We start from the raw sequence: 17,732 nt of genomic DNA, 5'->3' as shown, positions 1-17,732 counted from the left end.
ATGTTTGAAGATTTCCGCAACAAAATTCAGCAAGAGGATGGAATAATTTTTCCTTCGAATATTTATCGTAAAATTGTATTGCAACCGGCTTATGACGAAGCAAAGAAAAATTTTTTAACGATTATGCTTCAAATTAATATTGCCCATTTAAAAATGCTAGAAGAACAAGGACTTGTAAAAAAAGAAGAAGCGAAGCAAATTGCTTTGGCACTAAAAAAACTAGACTTGAACTATTATCGAATAGAAGATTATAGCCCGCAATACGAGGATTTATTTTTCCGCATTGAAAATAAATTAATTGAACTTGCTGGTGATGTTGCCGGAAATCTTCATATCGGTAGAAGTCGGAATGATATGGGGATTGCCATTTATCGAATGACACTGCGCAAAAAATTATTAATGCTTATGGGGGAATTGCTTAAATTACGCGGTGATTTAATTGCAGCTGCCGAGGAGCATATTGATACGATCATGATTGGCTATACACATACGCAACAAGCTCAACCGACCACTTTTGCCCATTATTTAAAAGCTGTGATCGATCAGCTAGATCGTGATTTTGAGCGCATGCAGCATTGCTATAAAACGATAAATCGGAGCAGTATGGGGGCAGCCGCCTTAACGACAACTGGCTTTAACATTAGCCGCGAGCGTATGCGAGACTTATTAGCTTTTGACGATATTATTGAAAATGCGTGGGATGCGGTTGCTGGAGCTGATTATATTGCTGAAACAGCAAGTATTGTGCAGCTTGCGGCACTGAACCTCGGCCGTACTTCACAAGACTTTTTACTATGGGCTACGCAGGAATTCAATGCCTTTACACTTGCAAGTCCATACGTTCAAATTAGCTCTATTATGCCTCAAAAGCGAAACCCTGTGTCCATTGAGCATACGCGCTCATTATTATCTGCGGTTGTTGGAGATGCAAGTACAGTGCTACAAATGGTACATAATACACCGTTTGGTGATATTGTTGATACAGAGGACGATATGCAACCGTATTTATGGAGAGCGATGGATCGATTAATAGGTATATATAAATTATTTGGCTCGCTTGTTGTCACAATGGATGTCAACAAGAAAAAGCTTCGAAACCGTGCAGAAAATAGCTTTGCCAATGTAACAGAACTTGCTGATACTTTAGTCCGTTCGGAAGGTATTTCATTTCGCCAAGCCCATAGTATCGTAAGTAAATGTATTAAAGTATTGCTTGCTCACGGTGAAGAATCATTGGCAAGTCTTACGTGGGGATTAGCCAATACACAAGCCAAATTGGTTACTGGCAAACCGTTAGTTATTTCTGAAGAAGATTTCTACCATACTTTAAAACCCGAGTTCTTCGTAAATGTCAGAACATTACTAGGTGGCCCCTCCCCTGAAACGATGCGGGCTTCTATCGAACGTTCGAAGGCACAAGCCAATACCTTACTTGAGTGGATTCAACAGAAAGAATCAGCTATTACAGAGGCGGAGAAGCAATTAATTTTGTTTATAGAGGAATGGGATCAATGAATAAATGGCTACTAATAATAGACGGCGGTGCAACTAAAACGGCATGTGCCATCGTACATGCCGAGTCAGGTGAAATTCAATATACAACAACAATGGGAGGATCCAACTATCAGGCAATCGGCATAGCGTCTGCAACAGAAATACTACGAGCGTTATTAAGCAAAGCTCGAGTATTTTTGCAGGACCAAGCTATCTCTAAAATCGCCGTCGCCACGTTTGCTATGGCTGGAATTGATTCTCCAAAGGATCAGCAAAATGTGACTGCAATGGTTCATGAGGCAATTACAGCGGAACAGCTAGACATCCAGACGTTAATCGTCGAAAATGATGCACAAGCTACTTTATTAGGTGTTACTGCTGGACAAGCAGGTGCGCTACTAATCGCAGGAACTGGGGCTATTGCCTATGCATTCGATGGGCAACAAATAGCCCGCACTGGTGGTTGGGGCCATCGTGCGGGCGATGAAGGAAGTGGCTATTGGCTTGGGCAGGAAGTTATACGTGCCATTTTCCGGATGGAAGATGGCCGAGGTGAAGCGACGCTATTAAAAGATGCTGTTTATAACTATTTACGTATTCAGGATGTCACCGAGCTCGCAGCATGGTTATTCCGCCCTTCTTATACAAATGCACAATTAGCCAAAATGGGGGCATTTTTGGCCGATGCCGTTGCCAAAAAAGATACATGTGCTATTCAAATATCCACTCAGGCAGCCCATGAATTAGTGCTCCTTGCTTGTGCGGTACTTAAAAAAATCAGTTATCAAGGCGAACCATTTAACTTTTATTGTAATGGGGGCGCTATCAAACATAACCCTCTAATTTTAAAAATATTTTCACAAGAAATGACTTCAATGTATCCAAAAATTAACATTTCTTTATGTCAACATCAGCCAATATCTTATATTATCAATCGTTCAAAAAGGGCGTATGACAATTTGTAATGTCCTACGCCCCCCAAGTATACAAAAGGCGTCCTATTCGACGCCTTTTGTGATTTTTTATCCTTTTAATCGCTTTATAAATATATGATTGGTACAGAGAAACATCCTGCTGTAAACTGCGCAACCAGCAACAACAACCACTGCATTCAATTATAGTTGCATTTTCTTTAGTTCATTCGTCATGAAATATAAATAACCGTCCTTAATAAATAAATCTTTCGTGTCTTCCTTATTTAGCAGTTGTTCGCCGCTTCCATCGGGGCGAATTTTCGTTAAATAAGCACCATGTGAATAATTACTAAAGTATAGCCATCCATCTGCATAAACGATATATTGGGCACGCGTTTTCGTAACACGCTGTGCTTTGCCGGTAGTCATATCAAGCACATATAATCTATTGTCATCAGAAATACTGCTATAGAATAGTTGATTTCCTACCTGTGCAGGAAAATCAATATCTTGATAATAGCTATAAGCGGTACTTGTTGCTTTCGGATAATCGTCCGCTATCCATGTGTGATCGCGTGCCATCGTGCGATCATCCACTAAAAAATATTGATACCTTATAGCCCCTTTACGATCAGGCACCGGATCATTCCACGTTGTATCAAGATGATACCATTGACCGTCGAGTTTTACTAAATTCCAAGCATGGCCTTCTTGGCCGACATAGCCCACAATATATTTTGTCTCGAAACCAAGTTTTTGCAGCATTGAGTGTGCTAATAACGCATAGCCCTGACAAACACCACCATGCTCGGCCAGCACCGTATAGGCACTATGTGGGCTTGACTTTGTTTGCTCAGTATAAGCTGTATTGGCTACTATATAATCATTTACTGCTTTAATCTTTTCTACATCCGTTTTCGCGTTTTTTGCAATCGTAGCAACGATCTCTTGCGCATTCATCTCTACATAAGCCGCTTGCTCCGGTGTCATTAAATAGCTTTGTTCTCCAAAAATCTTAGCTGTTTTTTTACCATATTCAAAGCGTATGGAATGCTTACTAATATGACCATAGACATAATCGTCTCGTTTAATGGCACTATCATAAGCCTCCTCCACAATTTTCTCGATTCGTTGCGTACTTCCTTTATATTGAATTTCAAAGCTAGGCGAAAAACTACTATAGTAGGCGTACATTGCATCCGCCATTTCCTTCGCATTAGTAACAACAAGCTTTGTTTCAGGCTGCTGTACAACTGGAGCAGTGACCGCTAGCTCTTGGTTCTTTACATCTTCAGGGTTGGCTGTTTGAATTGAGGCATCTTCTGAAAATTTGGTGGTAACATCAACAATTTTTTCTTTTGTTGCTAGTAGCATCGTTTCGATGTCATCATTATTTGCCCAAGTTACGACTTGCTTAACTGTCGCTTTACCCGCTGTATAGATTGGTTCCATAAAAACGATAAATATTACTATAATCGCTAGCTTCTTCCACAAAAATCTTCACCTCACACAGTTTCACTACTTTCATTATATACAAAAAAAGCACAAAGAACTCATTTAAGAGTCCTTTTGTGCTTATAAATAATATATGCATTCAACAGGTAATCTAGAAACTTCCTGCTGGTTCGTCCACTGCATACTAGTTAATTTTTTGCTTTTGTTCTTTACCGTTAACTTTATACACTAAATAACCGCTACTAATCATTAAATCCGTTACAGATTGTTTCACTACTACATTTGTTTTTAATGTTTTAAGATTTAGTTTGGTTAAGTAACCGCTATTACTATAATCGCTATAATAAAGATAATCGCCAGCGCCTGTAATGTACAGTGCACGAGTATCAATCACCTTCGTCTTCTTACCACTTACCAAGTCAAGTTTATACAACTTATCATTATCCGCTGTATTGCTGAAAAATAAAGTATTTTGGATTTGGTGTGCAAAATGTACATTTTGCATGAAATTATAAGAAGTACTTGTGGCCGCAGGATAATCTGTAGTAATCCAAGTATGGTCTTTGTTTAGTTGTGCATCGGTAACAAGGAAGTAATCATAGGAAGATGCCCCTATTCGATTTGGTAACGGATCATTCCAAGTTGTATCCAGATGATACCACTTGCCATCAAGCTTCACCATATTCCAGGCATGTGCTTCATTGCCATTCACAAAACCTACTACATATTTTGTTTCAATCCCTGCTTGCTCTAGCATTTTATAAGCTGATAACGCATAGCCTTGACATACAGCTTGTCCTTCGAAGAGTAATGCGTAAGCGCTATGAGGACTTGCTTTCGTTTTTGTACCATAAGTAGTATTTGACACGATATAATCATTGATTGCCTTTACTTTTTGAAATGGTGTCATAGAAGGCTTAATAATCGTCTTTAAAATGCTATCAATCTTCTTTTGTACAGCCGCTTCTTGTGTTGCATTTGTAAAGTATTTTACTTTATAGGTTACATTCCCGACAGAGTCAGCAGACATTGAAATGCTTTGAAGATGACCGCTAGCATACGTAGCTTGTTGCTGCGCCTTTTCAAATGCCTCCATAAACTTATCCATGTCCGTCATTGAACCACTATATGTAACTTTAATTTCAGTCGCAAAATTATTAAGTTGCTTTGCTATTTCTTTTGTTAATTGATCGACAGTTGCTATCTTCGTACTAGCCATCGCATTGTATACAATCGGTGCAGGAGTATTGAATGGTTGAGTCTGTGTACTTTGTGCATTGGCTACGGTTGGGCTTAACATCAACAATGTTGCACTGCTTAATAACCATTTTTTCAAGATAGATTCACCTTCTCTTATATAATATCTTTATACTAATTATAAAAGAAAATACAACTTTAAATCTATCATACAAGTTCACTACATACGACTTTTTTCTACAATAATCCATTCCAACAATTAGGTTTTTACGCCTACCTTTACTATAAATCTACTAAATTAAAGTAATTTTTTGCAAAATTCATAAATTCATTTCTTCTAGACTACTACATGTAAGACGACACAAGCCCCGCTACATCGACTTTTATTGAAAAACGAATTCGTCGAGCCTTCAGAAGGCTTACCGTTGTCCAATGAAAAGTGAAGAAGCAGGGCTTGTCGCTTTAACAATAATCCATTTTAATTTTATGCTTTTTATATTAGCCTTAACAATCAACGGCTTTTAACAACTAAATTAACTGCCTCTTGAATCAATTCATTCATTTTCTCGCCGTCACCTTCCGCATTTTGGACACATTCCAACAGATTCGTACTCACAATAACACCTACTGTACGATCTACTGCTGAACGCACTGCTGATAATTGCGTAATAACAGCCTTACAATCCTTTTCTTCTTCCATCATTTTTAAAATACCGCGTAGCTGACCTTCCATGCGCTTTACACGATTTTTTACTTGATCTGAATATTCCACATTCATTACCCCTTCTTTTTATACTCGTGACGTCCAGTTGAGTAATTATTATTCTTATCCTAGCACAAAATATAAGAAATAAACCTGTCACATCATTCTTGCTAAGGTTTTAAATATTTTATAAGCATTTTAGTCATGACAGTACCTGCATTTGTTAGTTCATCGTATTGAATAATTGAATTCTTTTTTATGCGTAGCTGACCAATTTCTACTTCGAAAATGGGACATTTCCTTCTTAGAGCGACGACAAGCATATTTGTATCGTAGTCAAAACGATCACCTTGCACTTTAATCAGCCATGGTAATTCATTAATTGCTATGTAACGCAAACCTGTTTGTGTATCCATCAGTTTTTTATGGAATAGTAATTCAAACAACAAACTAGTTGCTCGATTTCCCCAATAGGAAAAAAATGTACTATCTGAAGAATGAAAATTTCGTATACCTAGCACAATACCTTGTGAAAAAACTTTTGTCATGTTCAATACTAGTTTGATATCTTGTAACGTATGTTGCCCATGTGCACCTACTGTTAATACACCATGAAACTTCTCACGTTTAGACCATACATAGGAGAATGCAGTTTTTAATGCGCCTCCCTTTCCAATATTGTGTTCATGCTGAAGAACCTTGCAGCTATCTATTTTCTTTAACTCTTCAAAAATACTTGTATACTTTTGATCGCTACCGTCATTCACAATAATAACTTGAGTAATGGAGGTAGCTAATAATTGATGTACGAATGTTACAAATGATTGTTGCGGATTATATGTTGGAATAATTGCTGCAATGTTTTTCATCAATTAAACAATCCCCCCAATAACTATAAACAAACTCTTATATCAAATAGTACCATGGAATGTCGACAATTCAACTGATGAATTCATTGTCAAAACATCAATAACTTTAATATTTTCCCGATATATGAAAAAAGGCTGCTACCGTAAATTGGTTAAGAAGAGGTGAGTACAATCGTTATACAATATGAAATCCTACATGAACAATGTAAAAATTTACACATATTATCGTTTACGCATTTAGCAGAAAGCCTAGAAGAAGCTAGCACTCATGCTATATCCCAGCCTTCCATTTCCTTACATAGGTCACGCCTCGTTGTCGAGGAGATTGTTTATGACTTTTACGAGCTGGAAATGCACGCTAAACCTAAAATAAAAAATATGCGAACACTATTAAATAATCGTACGTTTATAGCAAAAATACATCCACGTCGCATTTATTTATTAATGGAGCTTGTCCTAAAAATGACAAGTACTAGCAATAATGACATTGTTGAAGCAAAAGCAGCCAAAATTGTCCTAGATTACGTTAGTGATATCGTTGAATGGTTTATTCATCGTTATGATCGGAAACTTAAAATTTCCATGTCCTCGCGAAAAGACGCTAAATTTGAAGATATTTTGCCGCCAATCGATACGAAGACGCTGGATCACTACTCTGCAAAGGACTATGAACATGCGGCTAGTTGGTTTGAATTAGCTGCTAAAAAAGGCAATGCAAGTGCACAATACAATTTAGGCTTCCTTTATAATCATGGTCGTGGTGTCCAAAAAGATTATATTGCTGCAAAAACATGGTATGAGAAAGCAGCCGCACAACATGATGCGAACGCACTTTATAGTTTAGGGGTGCTTTACCATTTAGGACAAGGTGTTGCACAAAATTATGAAGAGGCTGCAAAATATTATAAATCAGCCGCGGATTTAGGAAACGCCGACGCACAGTACAATCTAGGTGTACTTTATAATCAAGGGCTTGGGCTTCCTGTTAATTTTACAGAGGCTGCAAAATGGTATATTTCAGCTGCCAATCAAGGGAACACTAGTGCACAAAATAATCTCGGTTTTCTTTATCATAATGGAACTGGTGTGCAACAAAGCTTTGAGGAAGCGATAGCCTATTTTGAAATGGCAGCACTTGCTGGAGATGCAAGCGCGCAATATAACCTTGGGTATATGTATCTTAAAGGTCGTGGTATCTCACAAAATATGGAGGAAGCCGCAAGATGGTTCCATTTAGCCGCTCTTCAAGACCATACCAATGCCGAATTTCAATTAGCGATGCTATACAATTCAGGATTAGGTATACAGCAGGATCACGTTGAAGCAATGAAATGGTTTAAACTTGCTGCCCATAACGGACATACCAATGCGCAATATTGCCTTGGTATCCTCTACCAAAAGGAGAAGGATAACACACGAGCAGAAAGTTGGTTACAACTTGCCGCTGACAGCGGTCATATTAGTGCTGGCTACGAGCTGGGGCTTCTTTATGTTTATCAACTTCAACAGCCCGATAAAGCATTGCCCTATTTTAAAATGGCTGCTGACAAAGGCTATGCTGATGCTCAATTCGAGCTGGGGCTTCTTTATGCAAAAGGCACAGGTGTTACATTGAATTATACTGAAGCAGTGAGATGGTGGAGAGCTGCAACTGACCAATCTCATATTCAGGCGGAGTATCAGCTAGGATTATTATATGAACAAGGTTTAGGGGTTCCCCAAGACTTAGATGAAGCTCGACGTTGCTATAGGCTTGCCGCTCTTCAAGGACATTCAGGTGCGCAATATCAACTTGGTAATTTATTTGATAAGGGGAAAGGTGTAAAGCAAGATTTTACAGAGGCTGCAAAATGGATTGAACAAGCAGCGAGTAAAGGACATGCTAAAGCTCAATTCCAGTTAGCCCAAATGCATAGTCATGGACAAGGTGTGCCTAAAGATTTTGCCAAAGCAGCACAACTTTATCGACTTGCTGCCAACAAGGGACATCAAAAAGCGCAATTTCAGCTTGGTATGCTTTATAAAAAAGGACAAGGCGTTGCTCAAGATTATAATGAGGCAACACGTTGGCTAAAAAAATCACTAGAACATTTAACATAAGTGCGTCCTGAGGCGAACTAGTGCGAGTCGTACTTGTAAAAAAGGGAGCACCTATAAGCAATCGTCCGTAAAATTAAAAATGTAGGCAAATTCAAATTTTATTGAATTTGCCTACATGCTAACCGCGTTAGTTATTGACGCGGTTTTTATATTAGTTTTTCATTTCTTCTTTTTGATTAATCATAAATGTTACAACGATAAATAGCGCAAAACTAATTAATAAAGTTGTACCACCGACAATAAAGAAAACTAAAGTCAATGTATGATTAAAGTTGAATGGATTAATATTGTAGAACCACATTCCAAGTGTTAAGCCGAAGACGCCAATAATTGCCGTCCAGCCGTGTAAGGTCACTAACTTTTGTGATTTTACTTTAAAGGCACGGTAGAAAATTCCCCATGCAAACATACTTAACCAACCAACAAGTAAAACGTGTGCGTGAATTGGTCGAAACTCATAACTTCCTGACCCTGACATATGCGAACCTAAATACGTACCCACCAATGCGAAAATCGCAGCGAGTCGAATAAGACGTATACTCCATTTTTGCTCCATACGATAACTCCTCCAAGTTTTAACTTACGTAGAAGTGTATCGTTTGAATATGAACTTTACATGAACTCCATATTACAATTTTGGTAGGTGTATACAAACACTTGTCCCTTCGTTCCTAGCACTTTCCATTTGCACTTCACCACCGTGCAATTCAACAATTTGTTTAACAATTGCAAGACCGAGACCTGTCCCCTGCTTCGTTCTAGACTCGTCAGCTCTATAAAAACGGTCATATACCTTTTGCAATTGTTCTATAGTCATACCAATGCCGCTGTCCTTTACTAACACCTCTACAAAAGTCGTTTGTTCCTGAAGTTGGATATGGATGTCTCCACCATTAACATTATATTTAATGGCGTTTGTTAATAAATTATCCCAGACATTTTGCAATAGACTTGCATCGCCATTATATATAACTGGCTCAATCTGATACGATAATTGCACATTCGCTTCCTCTAACTGCCATCGATATTTTCGCACCGTTTCTTTCAATTGCTCATCTAACGGATACGGTTCTCGTTTTAGCATTCTGGTAGATTGATCGAGTGATGTCAGCAACAATAGTTGCTTTGTCAATGTCGATAGTCGCTTTGTTTCTAGCTCTATAATCGTTGCGTATTCTTGCCGTTCAGGTTCTGCAAGCGTAGGATTTTTCAATAAATCGACATACCCTTGAATATTCAATAATGGCGATTGAAAGTCATGGGATACATTACTTATAAACTGTTTTCGCATTCTGTCATTTTCCTGTAGTTTTTCTGTCATGACATTAAAACTATCTGCCAGTTGTCCAATTTCATCTGCTCGGTCAATTTCAAGCAACGTATCAAACTTTTCATGGGCAAGTTGATGAGTTGCTTCGGTTAACTTTGTAATCGGACGAATAAGTGCCTTTGCAAATAATAACATGGCAAGTAAGCTCATCACCGCCATGCCAAGAATAAGACCACCTAATAACGTATGCGCCTCTGAGAACAAGAATCGAATATCTGGTCGAATAAACAATGCATATTGCTCGTTATGATACGTAAAGGGTACACCAATAGTATTTATTAACTCATTCGCAAAAAAGCCCGTCATAAAAGTCTCTTTTGGAAAATCTCGCATCCCATGATAGACTTCCCCTTCTAATACTTGCTGGATAATATCAGTGGGCAATTTCTTATCGCGGTATTCGCCACCAAAAAAGCGATGTTCCTCTCCAGTTGTAACATATATTTGATACCCAATATCGCCAAGCGTTGTTAAATAATTTTCTAAATCCATTTCTTTCGCTGATTCAATATAGTCGGCAATATCTTGTGCAATCGCAACGTTTTTTGCATCATTTTTTTCTTTAGTCACTTGGTGATAATATGTATTCGTCATTAAAAATCCAATACATAAACTGCCAATCATAATGAGCATGGTCGTGATAACAAATTTACTATATAACGTTTTCATGGTGCACTTACCTCAAGCTTATAACCGACGCCACGCACCGTTGTAATTTCGACATCTGTATTGTAACGATGCAATCGCTCACGAATCCGCTTCACATGTGTATTTAATGTTTGTTCATCACCTTCATAGTCGTAACCCCATACTTGCTCCATAATAATGCTACGTGTAAATACTTGATTTGGACGAGAAGCCAGTAGCGCTAACAGCTCAAACTCTTTTAAAGGTAACAGAAGCGTGTCACCACCAATTGTAACCTCAAAGCTGCGGCGATCAATTTCCAGCTTGCCGACCTGTATTGTTACTTGATTTTTTTTATCAAGCCTACGCAAAATAGCTGCAATGCGAAACAGTAATTCCTTTGGCTCGAACGGCTTAACGACATAGTCATCCGAACCTGCTAAAAAGCCACGTTCCTTATCTTCAAGCTCTCCCTTAGCCGTTAATAACAGCACAGGGATATCATAATCCTTACTTAAAATTTCTGTTAGCGTAAAACCATCCATTCCTGGCATCATGACATCCACTACTGCCAAATCGGGCATATTTCCATCCAGCAATTGCAGAGCTTGTTCCCCATTCTCTGCCTGCATGACTTGATAGCCTTCGCGAGTTAAATAAATATTCACTAACTGCAAAATATGCACATCATCATCGACAACTAAAATTTTCATTCCCTCTTGCCTCCGTTCAATATACTAGCGCCTTCTATCCTAAATTATCAGAATTGTTTGGGTGACTGGCACTAAAAAGAAATTATAGAAATCAGCAGCAATAGCAGTAGTGGTAAAACAATGACAATATAGCCTCTTGGATTTGCAAAATTCATTGTCCAGCCTACACCAAAACGTTTTTCTACAAAAACAGATGGGTCCTGACGATTCATATAAATAAGACCGCCTTTCCAGTAACGATCCTCATCAATATCCATTACCTCTGACACCACATTATCTTCATATTTCAACCGTAATTGTCGCTTTTTCCATGCATACACTAGCACTGAACCTAAAATTAAAAATAGAAATGCAATAAAGAATGGTAATAGTTTATTGCCTTCAGCCATTGAAGGATAGATATTACTTAGCTGTAGTATGGTCAATAATGCGGTTAAACTATAGCTAATCAATGCTATATTCCAGCTCATAAACTTTCGTGTTTTTAATTCATTTTCTAATGACTCCTGCTGACGATTAATAGACATTCGAATAGCCGAACGCTTGAGTGAATCTGCAGTGCCCCACATCATACATTGCATCATCAACATAACTAGTGGTAATGAAATCGCAATAAAATAGGTTTTTTCTCGCCATGCATCCGCCGCTCCACTTGGTCCCCAATGCACCGCTACAGCATTTGGTATTTGACTATAATGTAATAATGTAAAAATAATAAGAAAAATCGTAACGCCTATAGGCACCACATAGAAGGGCCATGGCAGCATTTCATCACGACTACGAGCAGTTAAATCAACTGCTCGCACCTGTTTTATATTCATGCCCCATTGCTCGCGTATTTTCAACTTCATCACTTTCTGATGGTTTAACCAGTATAACACCATACTAATCGCCAGCATGCCAAATAAACAGCTTAGTAAAAGGATGCCTTGTGCACTTTCAGAAGGTGCAAGCGACCAGTTAAGCATTAGCATAAGTATTAAAATCAGCACGCCAAAAAGCCCTACTGTTTGCGCATAACGTTTTTTCGCAAGAGCTAATGCAGAATGCTTTATATTTTGTTCTGGTACAGTAACGCCAAATACAATAGTCTCACGTACAATGTAAGGGACAAAAACTTGCATGGCTAATGTCATGACATACATTATTGTAAAAATACCTAGTAGCATGCTACACCCCTTCTGCTGGCAGTTGCAAGTCAGCGAATACCTTTTTCATCATGTGCTCTATTTGATCTACTGTTGCACCGAGCACCATTCCTTCTGCCACAACAGGCTTTAAATTTTTTTCAATCTGCTGCAATTGTTCAGGCGTTAATGCACGCTCCTCCATTGAACGAATAATTGCTCCTGATTTAGCACGAATCGTTATAATGCCCTTCGCCTCAAGTTCATGGTAACTCTTATTAACCGTATGCATATTGACACCTAAATCGGCTGCTAAACTTCGTACCGACGGCAATGTATCCCCCGGTCCCATGTCCCCTCTCGCAATGCCCTCTATAATTTGCCGTGTAACCTGTTCATAGATCGGTACATTCGATAATGGCTCTATTTGAATAAACATCTAGATCAACTCCATATTTGTTATATAATAAGTATAACAAATATCACATTTTATGCATAGAAAAAGGAGCTATTCTGTAAGGGCTTAAATTGTTTTGCAATGAACTTTCTTACAAAGACAATTTGCTTCTCATTTTCTTTGTACAGGTAGCAACTTTATTACTATCATCCCAAACATGCTTGCCGCTTTTCTACTCTGAACCTTATTTGCAAGCGATTCTTAGGTTAAATAACAAAAGAGATGTCTCATGCACTTTTGAGACATCTCTTCTAATATTAATTCGTTCCTATTGCTAATTGTTCTTTTAAACGTGCAACTGCTTCTTCTACTACTACTGCATGTCCTAATTCATTAAGTGATTCACCAATTCGTCTCACGGCTTGTTCAAGCATTGCAGGTGTTGTATTGCCCATATGCCCAATACGGAATGCTTTACCTGCTAAATGAGCCAAAGCCCCAGCAACAATTACACCTTTTTCAGCAAGTTTCGCACGGAACTTGGCATCCTCTACGCCCTCTGGATAGAGCATACAACTTAAAGTTGGAGCTGCTACTGTCTCGTCAGCTAGTGCCTTCATGCCATACGTAGATAATGCTAAACGCACAGCGCGACCGTACGCTAGATGACGTGCCTCACGCTTAGCAATCCCTTCATCTAAAACCATCTTCATAGCGACATCATAAGCATAAATTAAATTTACAGGTGGTGTTGCAAAATATTTCCCTGGATCATTCATAACCGGAATCCAATTTTCTATATCACTATAGTATGCGGGTATCGTTCCTAGTGCTTCACGAGCCTTTAATGCCGATTGATTAAAGGCGATAATGGCTAAACCTGGTGGTATCCCGATTGCTTTTTGTGAACCAGTTAGTACAACATCTAATTTATAGTCAGGATGACCATATGTTTTATTCATATTTTCATCTAGCGCTGCTGTTGCGACAACACCATCTAAAATAATTAAAGCCCCCGCACTTTTAATAATAGGTACCAATGCATCTAGATCCGAAGCGACGCCTGTAGATGTATCTGCATGTGTAATAGTGACGGCCTTATAATTAGCTTCAGCTAATTTTGCCTTTACTGTTGCTGGTTCAACTTGTTTTCCCCATTCTGCTTGTAACACGTCTACCTGAATACCATAAGCAGTTGCTAAAGGCTTAAAACGATCACCAAAATATCCGTGACTAATAACGAGTATTTTTTCTCCCTTACCCACTGTATTAACAATCGCCATTTCCATTGCTAGCGTTCCAGAACCTGCTAGTACAAACACTTCACCATCCGTTTGGAATAGTTTTTTTGTTTGTGCTAATGCATTTTTATAAATTGCAACAAAGCGTGGATCTGTATGCCCACGTGTTTCGCTTGCCAAAGCATCATATATTTCCTCAACTACTGGTGTAGGACCAGGAATTAATAGTATTTCTTTATTAGTACTCATCTCTTTTCCCCCTCTAAATAATTTTCTAAGTATAGAAAAATGCCTTACAAGCCCCCATCAAAGCTTGTAAGACATCTTGCACCCCATTTTTAAATCTCAATACTTACGATTAATATAAGTAGACCCCTTTTATTAAACAGTGCTCATTTTTTGTAAGAAACGGAGGAACAGACTCCGCTCGTTACTTTAGTGGAAATAGTGAGCTGCATTCGAGTTCAGCCCACAGTGTTTAAGGAAAGTTAGATATGTTCGTTAGTAGATTTCTATCAATTAACTTAATTTTTCATAGCCTGGAAGTGTCAAGAATTCCACGAATTCATCTTGCTCAATTAAAGATTTAAACAGTTCAGCAGCTTCAGCATAGCGACCACTATTATAGGCTTGTTCCCCAACAGCCTCTTTAATTTTCACAAGCTCTTCTTCCAATATTTCTAGCACAAATGCTAATGTAATACCACGTCCATCATCTAAAATACCCTTTGGATGACGAATCCATTGCCATACTTGTGTACGGGAGATTTCTGCAGTTGCAGCATCTTCCATCAAGTTGTTAATTGGTGCAGCTCCGTTGCCTCGTAACCAAGAAGCAATGTACTGAACTCCTACGCTACAGTTAATACGAAGACCTTCAAGGGTAATTGTCCCTTCTGGAACAGCTACTAAATCTTCAGCCTTTACATTCACATCTTCGCGTTTTTTATGGATTTGGTTTGGTGTTTTCATAATCGCATCAAACTGCTCCATAGCTGTTGCCACCATGCCAGGGTGTGCTACCCAAGTTCCATCATGACCATCCGTTGCTTCACGACGTTTATCTTCCGCAACCTTTGCAAATGCTACTGCATTCGCCTCATCATCGCCTTTAACAGGTATTTGTGCAGCCATACCACCCATAGCAGGTGCGTTGCGTTTATGACATGTTTGGATACATAAAGACGTATAAGCCTTCATGAATGGAACTGTCATTGTTACTTGACCGCGATCAGGTAAGATTACATCAGGTTGATTGCGCAGGCGTTTAATGTAGCTGAAAATATAATCCCAACGGCCACAATTTAGACCTGCTGAATGATCGCGAAGCTCGTATAAAATTTCATCCATTTCAAATGCAGCTAATATTGTTTCAATTAAAACTGTTGCTCTAATTGTACCTTGTGGAATACCAATGTAATCTTGTGCAAAGACAAAGACATCATTCCACAAGCGAGCCTCTAAATGACTTTCTAACTTCGGTAGATAGAAGTATGGACCCGTGCCCTTTGCCAATGCATTTTTAGCATTGTGGAATAAATAAAGACCAAAATCGAAGAAACTACCTGAAACAGGCTCACCATCTACCAACACATGTTTTTCAAGTAAATGAAGACCACGTGGACGTACTAGTAATACCGCTGTCTCTTTATTTAATTTATACGTTTTACCGTTTGACGCTTGAGTAAATTCAATCGTCTTATTAATGGCATCACGCATATTAATTTGACCAGAAATCATGTTTTCCCAAGTCGGAGCTGAAGCATCCTCAAAGCAAGCCATGAACATTTTCGCACCAGAATTTAATGCGTTAATAACCATTTTACGGTCTACTGGTCCAGTAATTTCTACGCGTCGATCTTGTAAATCCGCAGGCAGTGGCGCAATCGTCCAATCTCCCTCACGAATATGCTTCGTTTCTGGTAGGAAGTCGAGTTTCTCACCAGCATCTAGACGCTTCTGACGTTCTTGACGAGCCTCTAAAAGCTCTTTACGACGAGCATCAAACTTTTCATGCAGGGCAAGAACAAACTCAAGGGCCTCCGGTGTTAAAACTTCCTTTGTTTGCTCGTTTTGTTCCCCAACAATTTTAAGCTTACCTGTAGTTGCCTGTTCCATTAGTAGTTCCCCCACCTCTCGTGATTTAAGTTTCCCCCGCTTAGGAGGTGCGAGGGAAACTTATCTATGATTATGAATTTAGGAATTAACGTAATTGAATTAAACGAATTGTTCTGTTTCTGTAGAACCAGCCATAGCTGTTGTTGAAGAAGTACCACCTGAAATAACTTGTGACACATCATCGAAGTAACCAGTACCTACTTCGCGTTGGTGGCGAGTAGCTGTATAGCCTTTAGATTCAGAAGCAAACTCAGCTTGTTGTAGTTTAGAGTATGCAGCCATGCCATTATCTTTATAGTCATGAGCTAGTTCGAACATAGAGTGGTTTAATGCATGGAAGCCAGCTAATGTAACGAATTGGAATTTGTAACCCAATTTACCTAACTCACGTTGATATTCTGCAATTTCTTCTTCTGAAAGGTTTGCTTTCCAGTTAAATGAAGGTGAACAGTTATAAGCAAGCATTTTACCAGGGAATTCAGCATGAATCGCTGCTGCGAATTCACGAGCTTCTTCAAGTGACGGCTTAGACGTTTCACACCAGATTAAATCTGCATATGGTGCGTAAGCTAAACCACGAGCAATCGCTTGTTTAATACCTGGTGTTGTACGGAAGAAGCCTTCTGGTGTACGTTCGCCAGTAATAAATTCAGCATCACGTGGGTCAATATCAGAAGTTACCATATCTGCAGCATCAGCATCTGTACGTGCGATTAAGATTGTATCTACGCCCATTACATCTGTTGCAAGACGAGCAGCAATTAAGTTACGAACTGCGTTTTGTGTAGGAAGTAATACTTTACCACCTAAGTGTCCACATTTTTTCTCAGAAGCTAATTGGTCTTCTAAATGTACACCGGCAGCTCCTGCTTCGATCATTCCTTTAACTAGTTCGAATACGTTTAAAGGACCACCGAAGCCTGCTTCAGCATCAGCTACGATTGGTGCAAACCAATCGAAATCGTCTACACGTCCTTCAGCATGGTCGATTTGATCAGCGCGTTGTAACGCTTGGTTGATACGTTTTACTACAGCTGGTACAGAGTTAGCTGGGTATAAAGATTGGTCAGGGTACATTTGACCTGAAAGGTTAGCATCAGCAGCTACTTGCCAGCCAGATAAGTAGATTGCTTTTAATCCTGCTTTTACTTGTTGAACCGCTTGATTACCAGTTAATGCACCTAATGCATTAATAAACGGTTCTTCTTGTAATGATTTCCAAAGTCGTTTAGCGCCTTTAGTTGCTAAAGTTTGTTCAATTACAACAGAACCTTGTAATTTAACTACCTCTTCAGCCGTATAAGCGCGTTCAATACCAGCCCAACGTGGGTTTTCTGCCCATTGTTTTTCTAAAGCTTGAATTTTTTCTTGACGTGTTGACATATTGAAATTCCACCTTCCCCTTTGTGTAAAATATACTCTGTTAAAAAACTTTTTAATTTCTGTT

General features: G+C 38.9%; 15 protein-coding genes. 3 read left to right on the top strand and 12 right to left on the bottom strand.

Going from position 1 to position 17,732, the window contains the following annotated elements; all coding sequences use genetic code 11:
- Positions 1 to 1,515, top strand: a complete 1,515-nt coding sequence (gene argH / locus MKY08_RS00690) for an argininosuccinate lyase (protein ID WP_069508740.1) — start codon at positions 1 to 3, stop codon at positions 1,513 to 1,515.
- Positions 1,512 to 2,459, top strand: a complete 948-nt coding sequence (locus MKY08_RS00685; protein ID WP_069508739.1) for a BadF/BadG/BcrA/BcrD ATPase family protein — start codon at positions 1,512 to 1,514, stop codon at positions 2,457 to 2,459. Before argH ends, MKY08_RS00685 begins: the two co-directional genes overlap by 4 nt.
- A 150-nt stretch (positions 2,460 to 2,609) precedes the next feature.
- Here the strand turns inward: MKY08_RS00685 and MKY08_RS00680 are convergent, their stop codons facing one another.
- The 4 genes from MKY08_RS00680 to MKY08_RS00665 form a co-directional block, all read right to left on the bottom strand.
- Positions 2,610 to 3,902 carry a transglutaminase domain-containing protein gene (locus MKY08_RS00680; RefSeq protein ID WP_069508737.1) on the bottom strand — a complete coding sequence of 431 codons (1,293 nt, stop codon included), beginning with the start codon at positions 3,900 to 3,902 and terminating at the stop codon, positions 2,610 to 2,612.
- A 145-nt stretch (positions 3,903 to 4,047) separates the two neighbouring features.
- Positions 4,048 to 5,199, bottom strand: coding sequence for a transglutaminase domain-containing protein (locus tag MKY08_RS00675; protein WP_069508735.1), 1,152 nt, complete (start codon positions 5,197 to 5,199; stop codon positions 4,048 to 4,050).
- A 372-nt stretch (positions 5,200 to 5,571) separates the two neighbouring features.
- The gene (locus MKY08_RS00670) at positions 5,572 to 5,832 is read right to left on the bottom strand and encodes a metal-sensitive transcriptional regulator (RefSeq protein ID WP_024360805.1); all 261 of its coding nucleotides are present in this window, start codon (positions 5,830 to 5,832) and stop codon (positions 5,572 to 5,574) included.
- A 101-nt stretch (positions 5,833 to 5,933) separates the two neighbouring features.
- A complete protein-coding gene (locus tag MKY08_RS00665) occupies positions 5,934 to 6,632 on the bottom strand; it encodes a glycosyltransferase family 2 protein (RefSeq protein ID WP_069508843.1) in 699 nt (232 codons plus the stop codon).
- A gap of 162 nt (positions 6,633 to 6,794) precedes the next feature.
- Between MKY08_RS00665 and MKY08_RS00660 the strand changes: the two genes are divergently transcribed.
- On the top strand, positions 6,795 to 8,732 hold the full coding sequence (locus MKY08_RS00660) for a tetratricopeptide repeat protein (RefSeq protein ID WP_256093111.1): 1,938 nt from the start codon (positions 6,795 to 6,797) through the stop codon (positions 8,730 to 8,732).
- Positions 8,733 to 8,883: 151 nt separating this feature from the next.
- On the opposite strand, the gene MKY08_RS00655 is transcribed toward MKY08_RS00660, so the two are convergent.
- The 8 genes from MKY08_RS00655 to aceA all read right to left on the bottom strand — a co-directional run bounded on the left by MKY08_RS00655 (position 8,884) and on the right by aceA (position 17,668).
- Complete coding sequence (locus tag MKY08_RS00655) at positions 8,884 to 9,288, bottom strand: hypothetical protein (protein ID WP_024360807.1); 405 nt, start codon at positions 9,286 to 9,288, stop codon at positions 8,884 to 8,886.
- A gap of 72 nt (positions 9,289 to 9,360) precedes the next feature.
- Positions 9,361 to 10,731 (bottom strand): HAMP domain-containing sensor histidine kinase, encoded by a 1,371-nt coding sequence (locus MKY08_RS00650; protein ID WP_069508733.1) that lies wholly within the window; start codon positions 10,729 to 10,731, stop codon positions 9,361 to 9,363.
- Complete coding sequence (locus MKY08_RS00645; protein WP_069508731.1) at positions 10,728 to 11,402, bottom strand: response regulator transcription factor; 675 nt, start codon at positions 11,400 to 11,402, stop codon at positions 10,728 to 10,730. Before MKY08_RS00645 ends, MKY08_RS00650 begins: the two co-directional genes overlap by 4 nt.
- A 71-nt stretch (positions 11,403 to 11,473) precedes the next feature.
- On the bottom strand, positions 11,474 to 12,571 hold the full coding sequence (locus tag MKY08_RS00640; protein WP_069508729.1) for a DUF5808 domain-containing protein: 1,098 nt from the start codon (positions 12,569 to 12,571) through the stop codon (positions 11,474 to 11,476).
- A gap of 1 nt (position 12,572) precedes the next feature.
- Positions 12,573 to 12,968, bottom strand: coding sequence for a GntR family transcriptional regulator (locus MKY08_RS00635; protein ID WP_069508727.1), 396 nt, complete (start codon positions 12,966 to 12,968; stop codon positions 12,573 to 12,575).
- A 275-nt stretch (positions 12,969 to 13,243) separates the two neighbouring features.
- On the bottom strand, positions 13,244 to 14,416 hold the full coding sequence (locus MKY08_RS00630; RefSeq protein WP_069508725.1) for an alanine--glyoxylate aminotransferase family protein: 1,173 nt from the start codon (positions 14,414 to 14,416) through the stop codon (positions 13,244 to 13,246).
- A 270-nt stretch (positions 14,417 to 14,686) separates the two neighbouring features.
- Positions 14,687 to 16,285, bottom strand: a complete 1,599-nt coding sequence (gene aceB / locus MKY08_RS00625) for a malate synthase A (protein WP_069508723.1) — start codon at positions 16,283 to 16,285, stop codon at positions 14,687 to 14,689.
- Positions 16,286 to 16,384: 99 nt separating this feature from the next.
- Positions 16,385 to 17,668 carry an isocitrate lyase gene (aceA, locus tag MKY08_RS00620; RefSeq protein ID WP_069508721.1) on the bottom strand — a complete coding sequence of 428 codons (1,284 nt, stop codon included), beginning with the start codon at positions 17,666 to 17,668 and terminating at the stop codon, positions 16,385 to 16,387.
- Between the last annotated feature and the right edge of the window lie 64 nt (positions 17,669 to 17,732).

The organism is Lysinibacillus sp. FSL M8-0337 (assembly GCF_038593855.1).
Lineage (GTDB): Bacteria > Bacillota > Bacilli > Bacillales_A > Planococcaceae > Lysinibacillus > Lysinibacillus sphaericus_D.
Note: the sequence above shows the minus strand (reverse complement) of the source record. Positions and strands in the feature narration are given on the sequence as shown.

Excerpts from the sequence above, each read along its gene's own strand:
- argH (WP_069508740.1), top strand. The coding sequence starts at position 1 with ATGTTTGAAGATTTCCGCAACAAAATTCAGCAAGAGGATGGAATAATT.
- aceA (WP_069508721.1), bottom strand. The coding sequence starts at position 17,668 with ATGTCAACACGTCAAGAAAAAATTCAAGCTTTAGAAAAACAATGGGCA.
- MKY08_RS00665 (WP_069508843.1), bottom strand. The coding sequence starts at position 6,632 with ATGAAAAACATTGCAGCAATTATTCCAACATATAATCCGCAACAATCA.
- MKY08_RS00630 (WP_069508725.1), bottom strand. The coding sequence starts at position 14,416 with ATGAGTACTAATAAAGAAATACTATTAATTCCTGGTCCTACACCAGTA.
- MKY08_RS00650 (WP_069508733.1), bottom strand. The coding sequence starts at position 10,731 with ATGAAAACGTTATATAGTAAATTTGTTATCACGACCATGCTCATTATG.
- MKY08_RS00655 (WP_024360807.1), bottom strand. The coding sequence starts at position 9,288 with ATGGAGCAAAAATGGAGTATACGTCTTATTCGACTCGCTGCGATTTTC.
- MKY08_RS00635 (WP_069508727.1), bottom strand. The coding sequence starts at position 12,968 with ATGTTTATTCAAATAGAGCCATTATCGAATGTACCGATCTATGAACAG.
- MKY08_RS00645 (WP_069508731.1), bottom strand. The coding sequence starts at position 11,402 with ATGAAAATTTTAGTTGTCGATGATGATGTGCATATTTTGCAGTTAGTG.
- aceB (WP_069508723.1), bottom strand. The coding sequence starts at position 16,285 with ATGGAACAGGCAACTACAGGTAAGCTTAAAATTGTTGGGGAACAAAAC.
- MKY08_RS00640 (WP_069508729.1), bottom strand. The coding sequence starts at position 12,571 with ATGCTACTAGGTATTTTTACAATAATGTATGTCATGACATTAGCCATG.
- MKY08_RS00685 (WP_069508739.1), top strand. The coding sequence starts at position 1,512 with ATGAATAAATGGCTACTAATAATAGACGGCGGTGCAACTAAAACGGCA.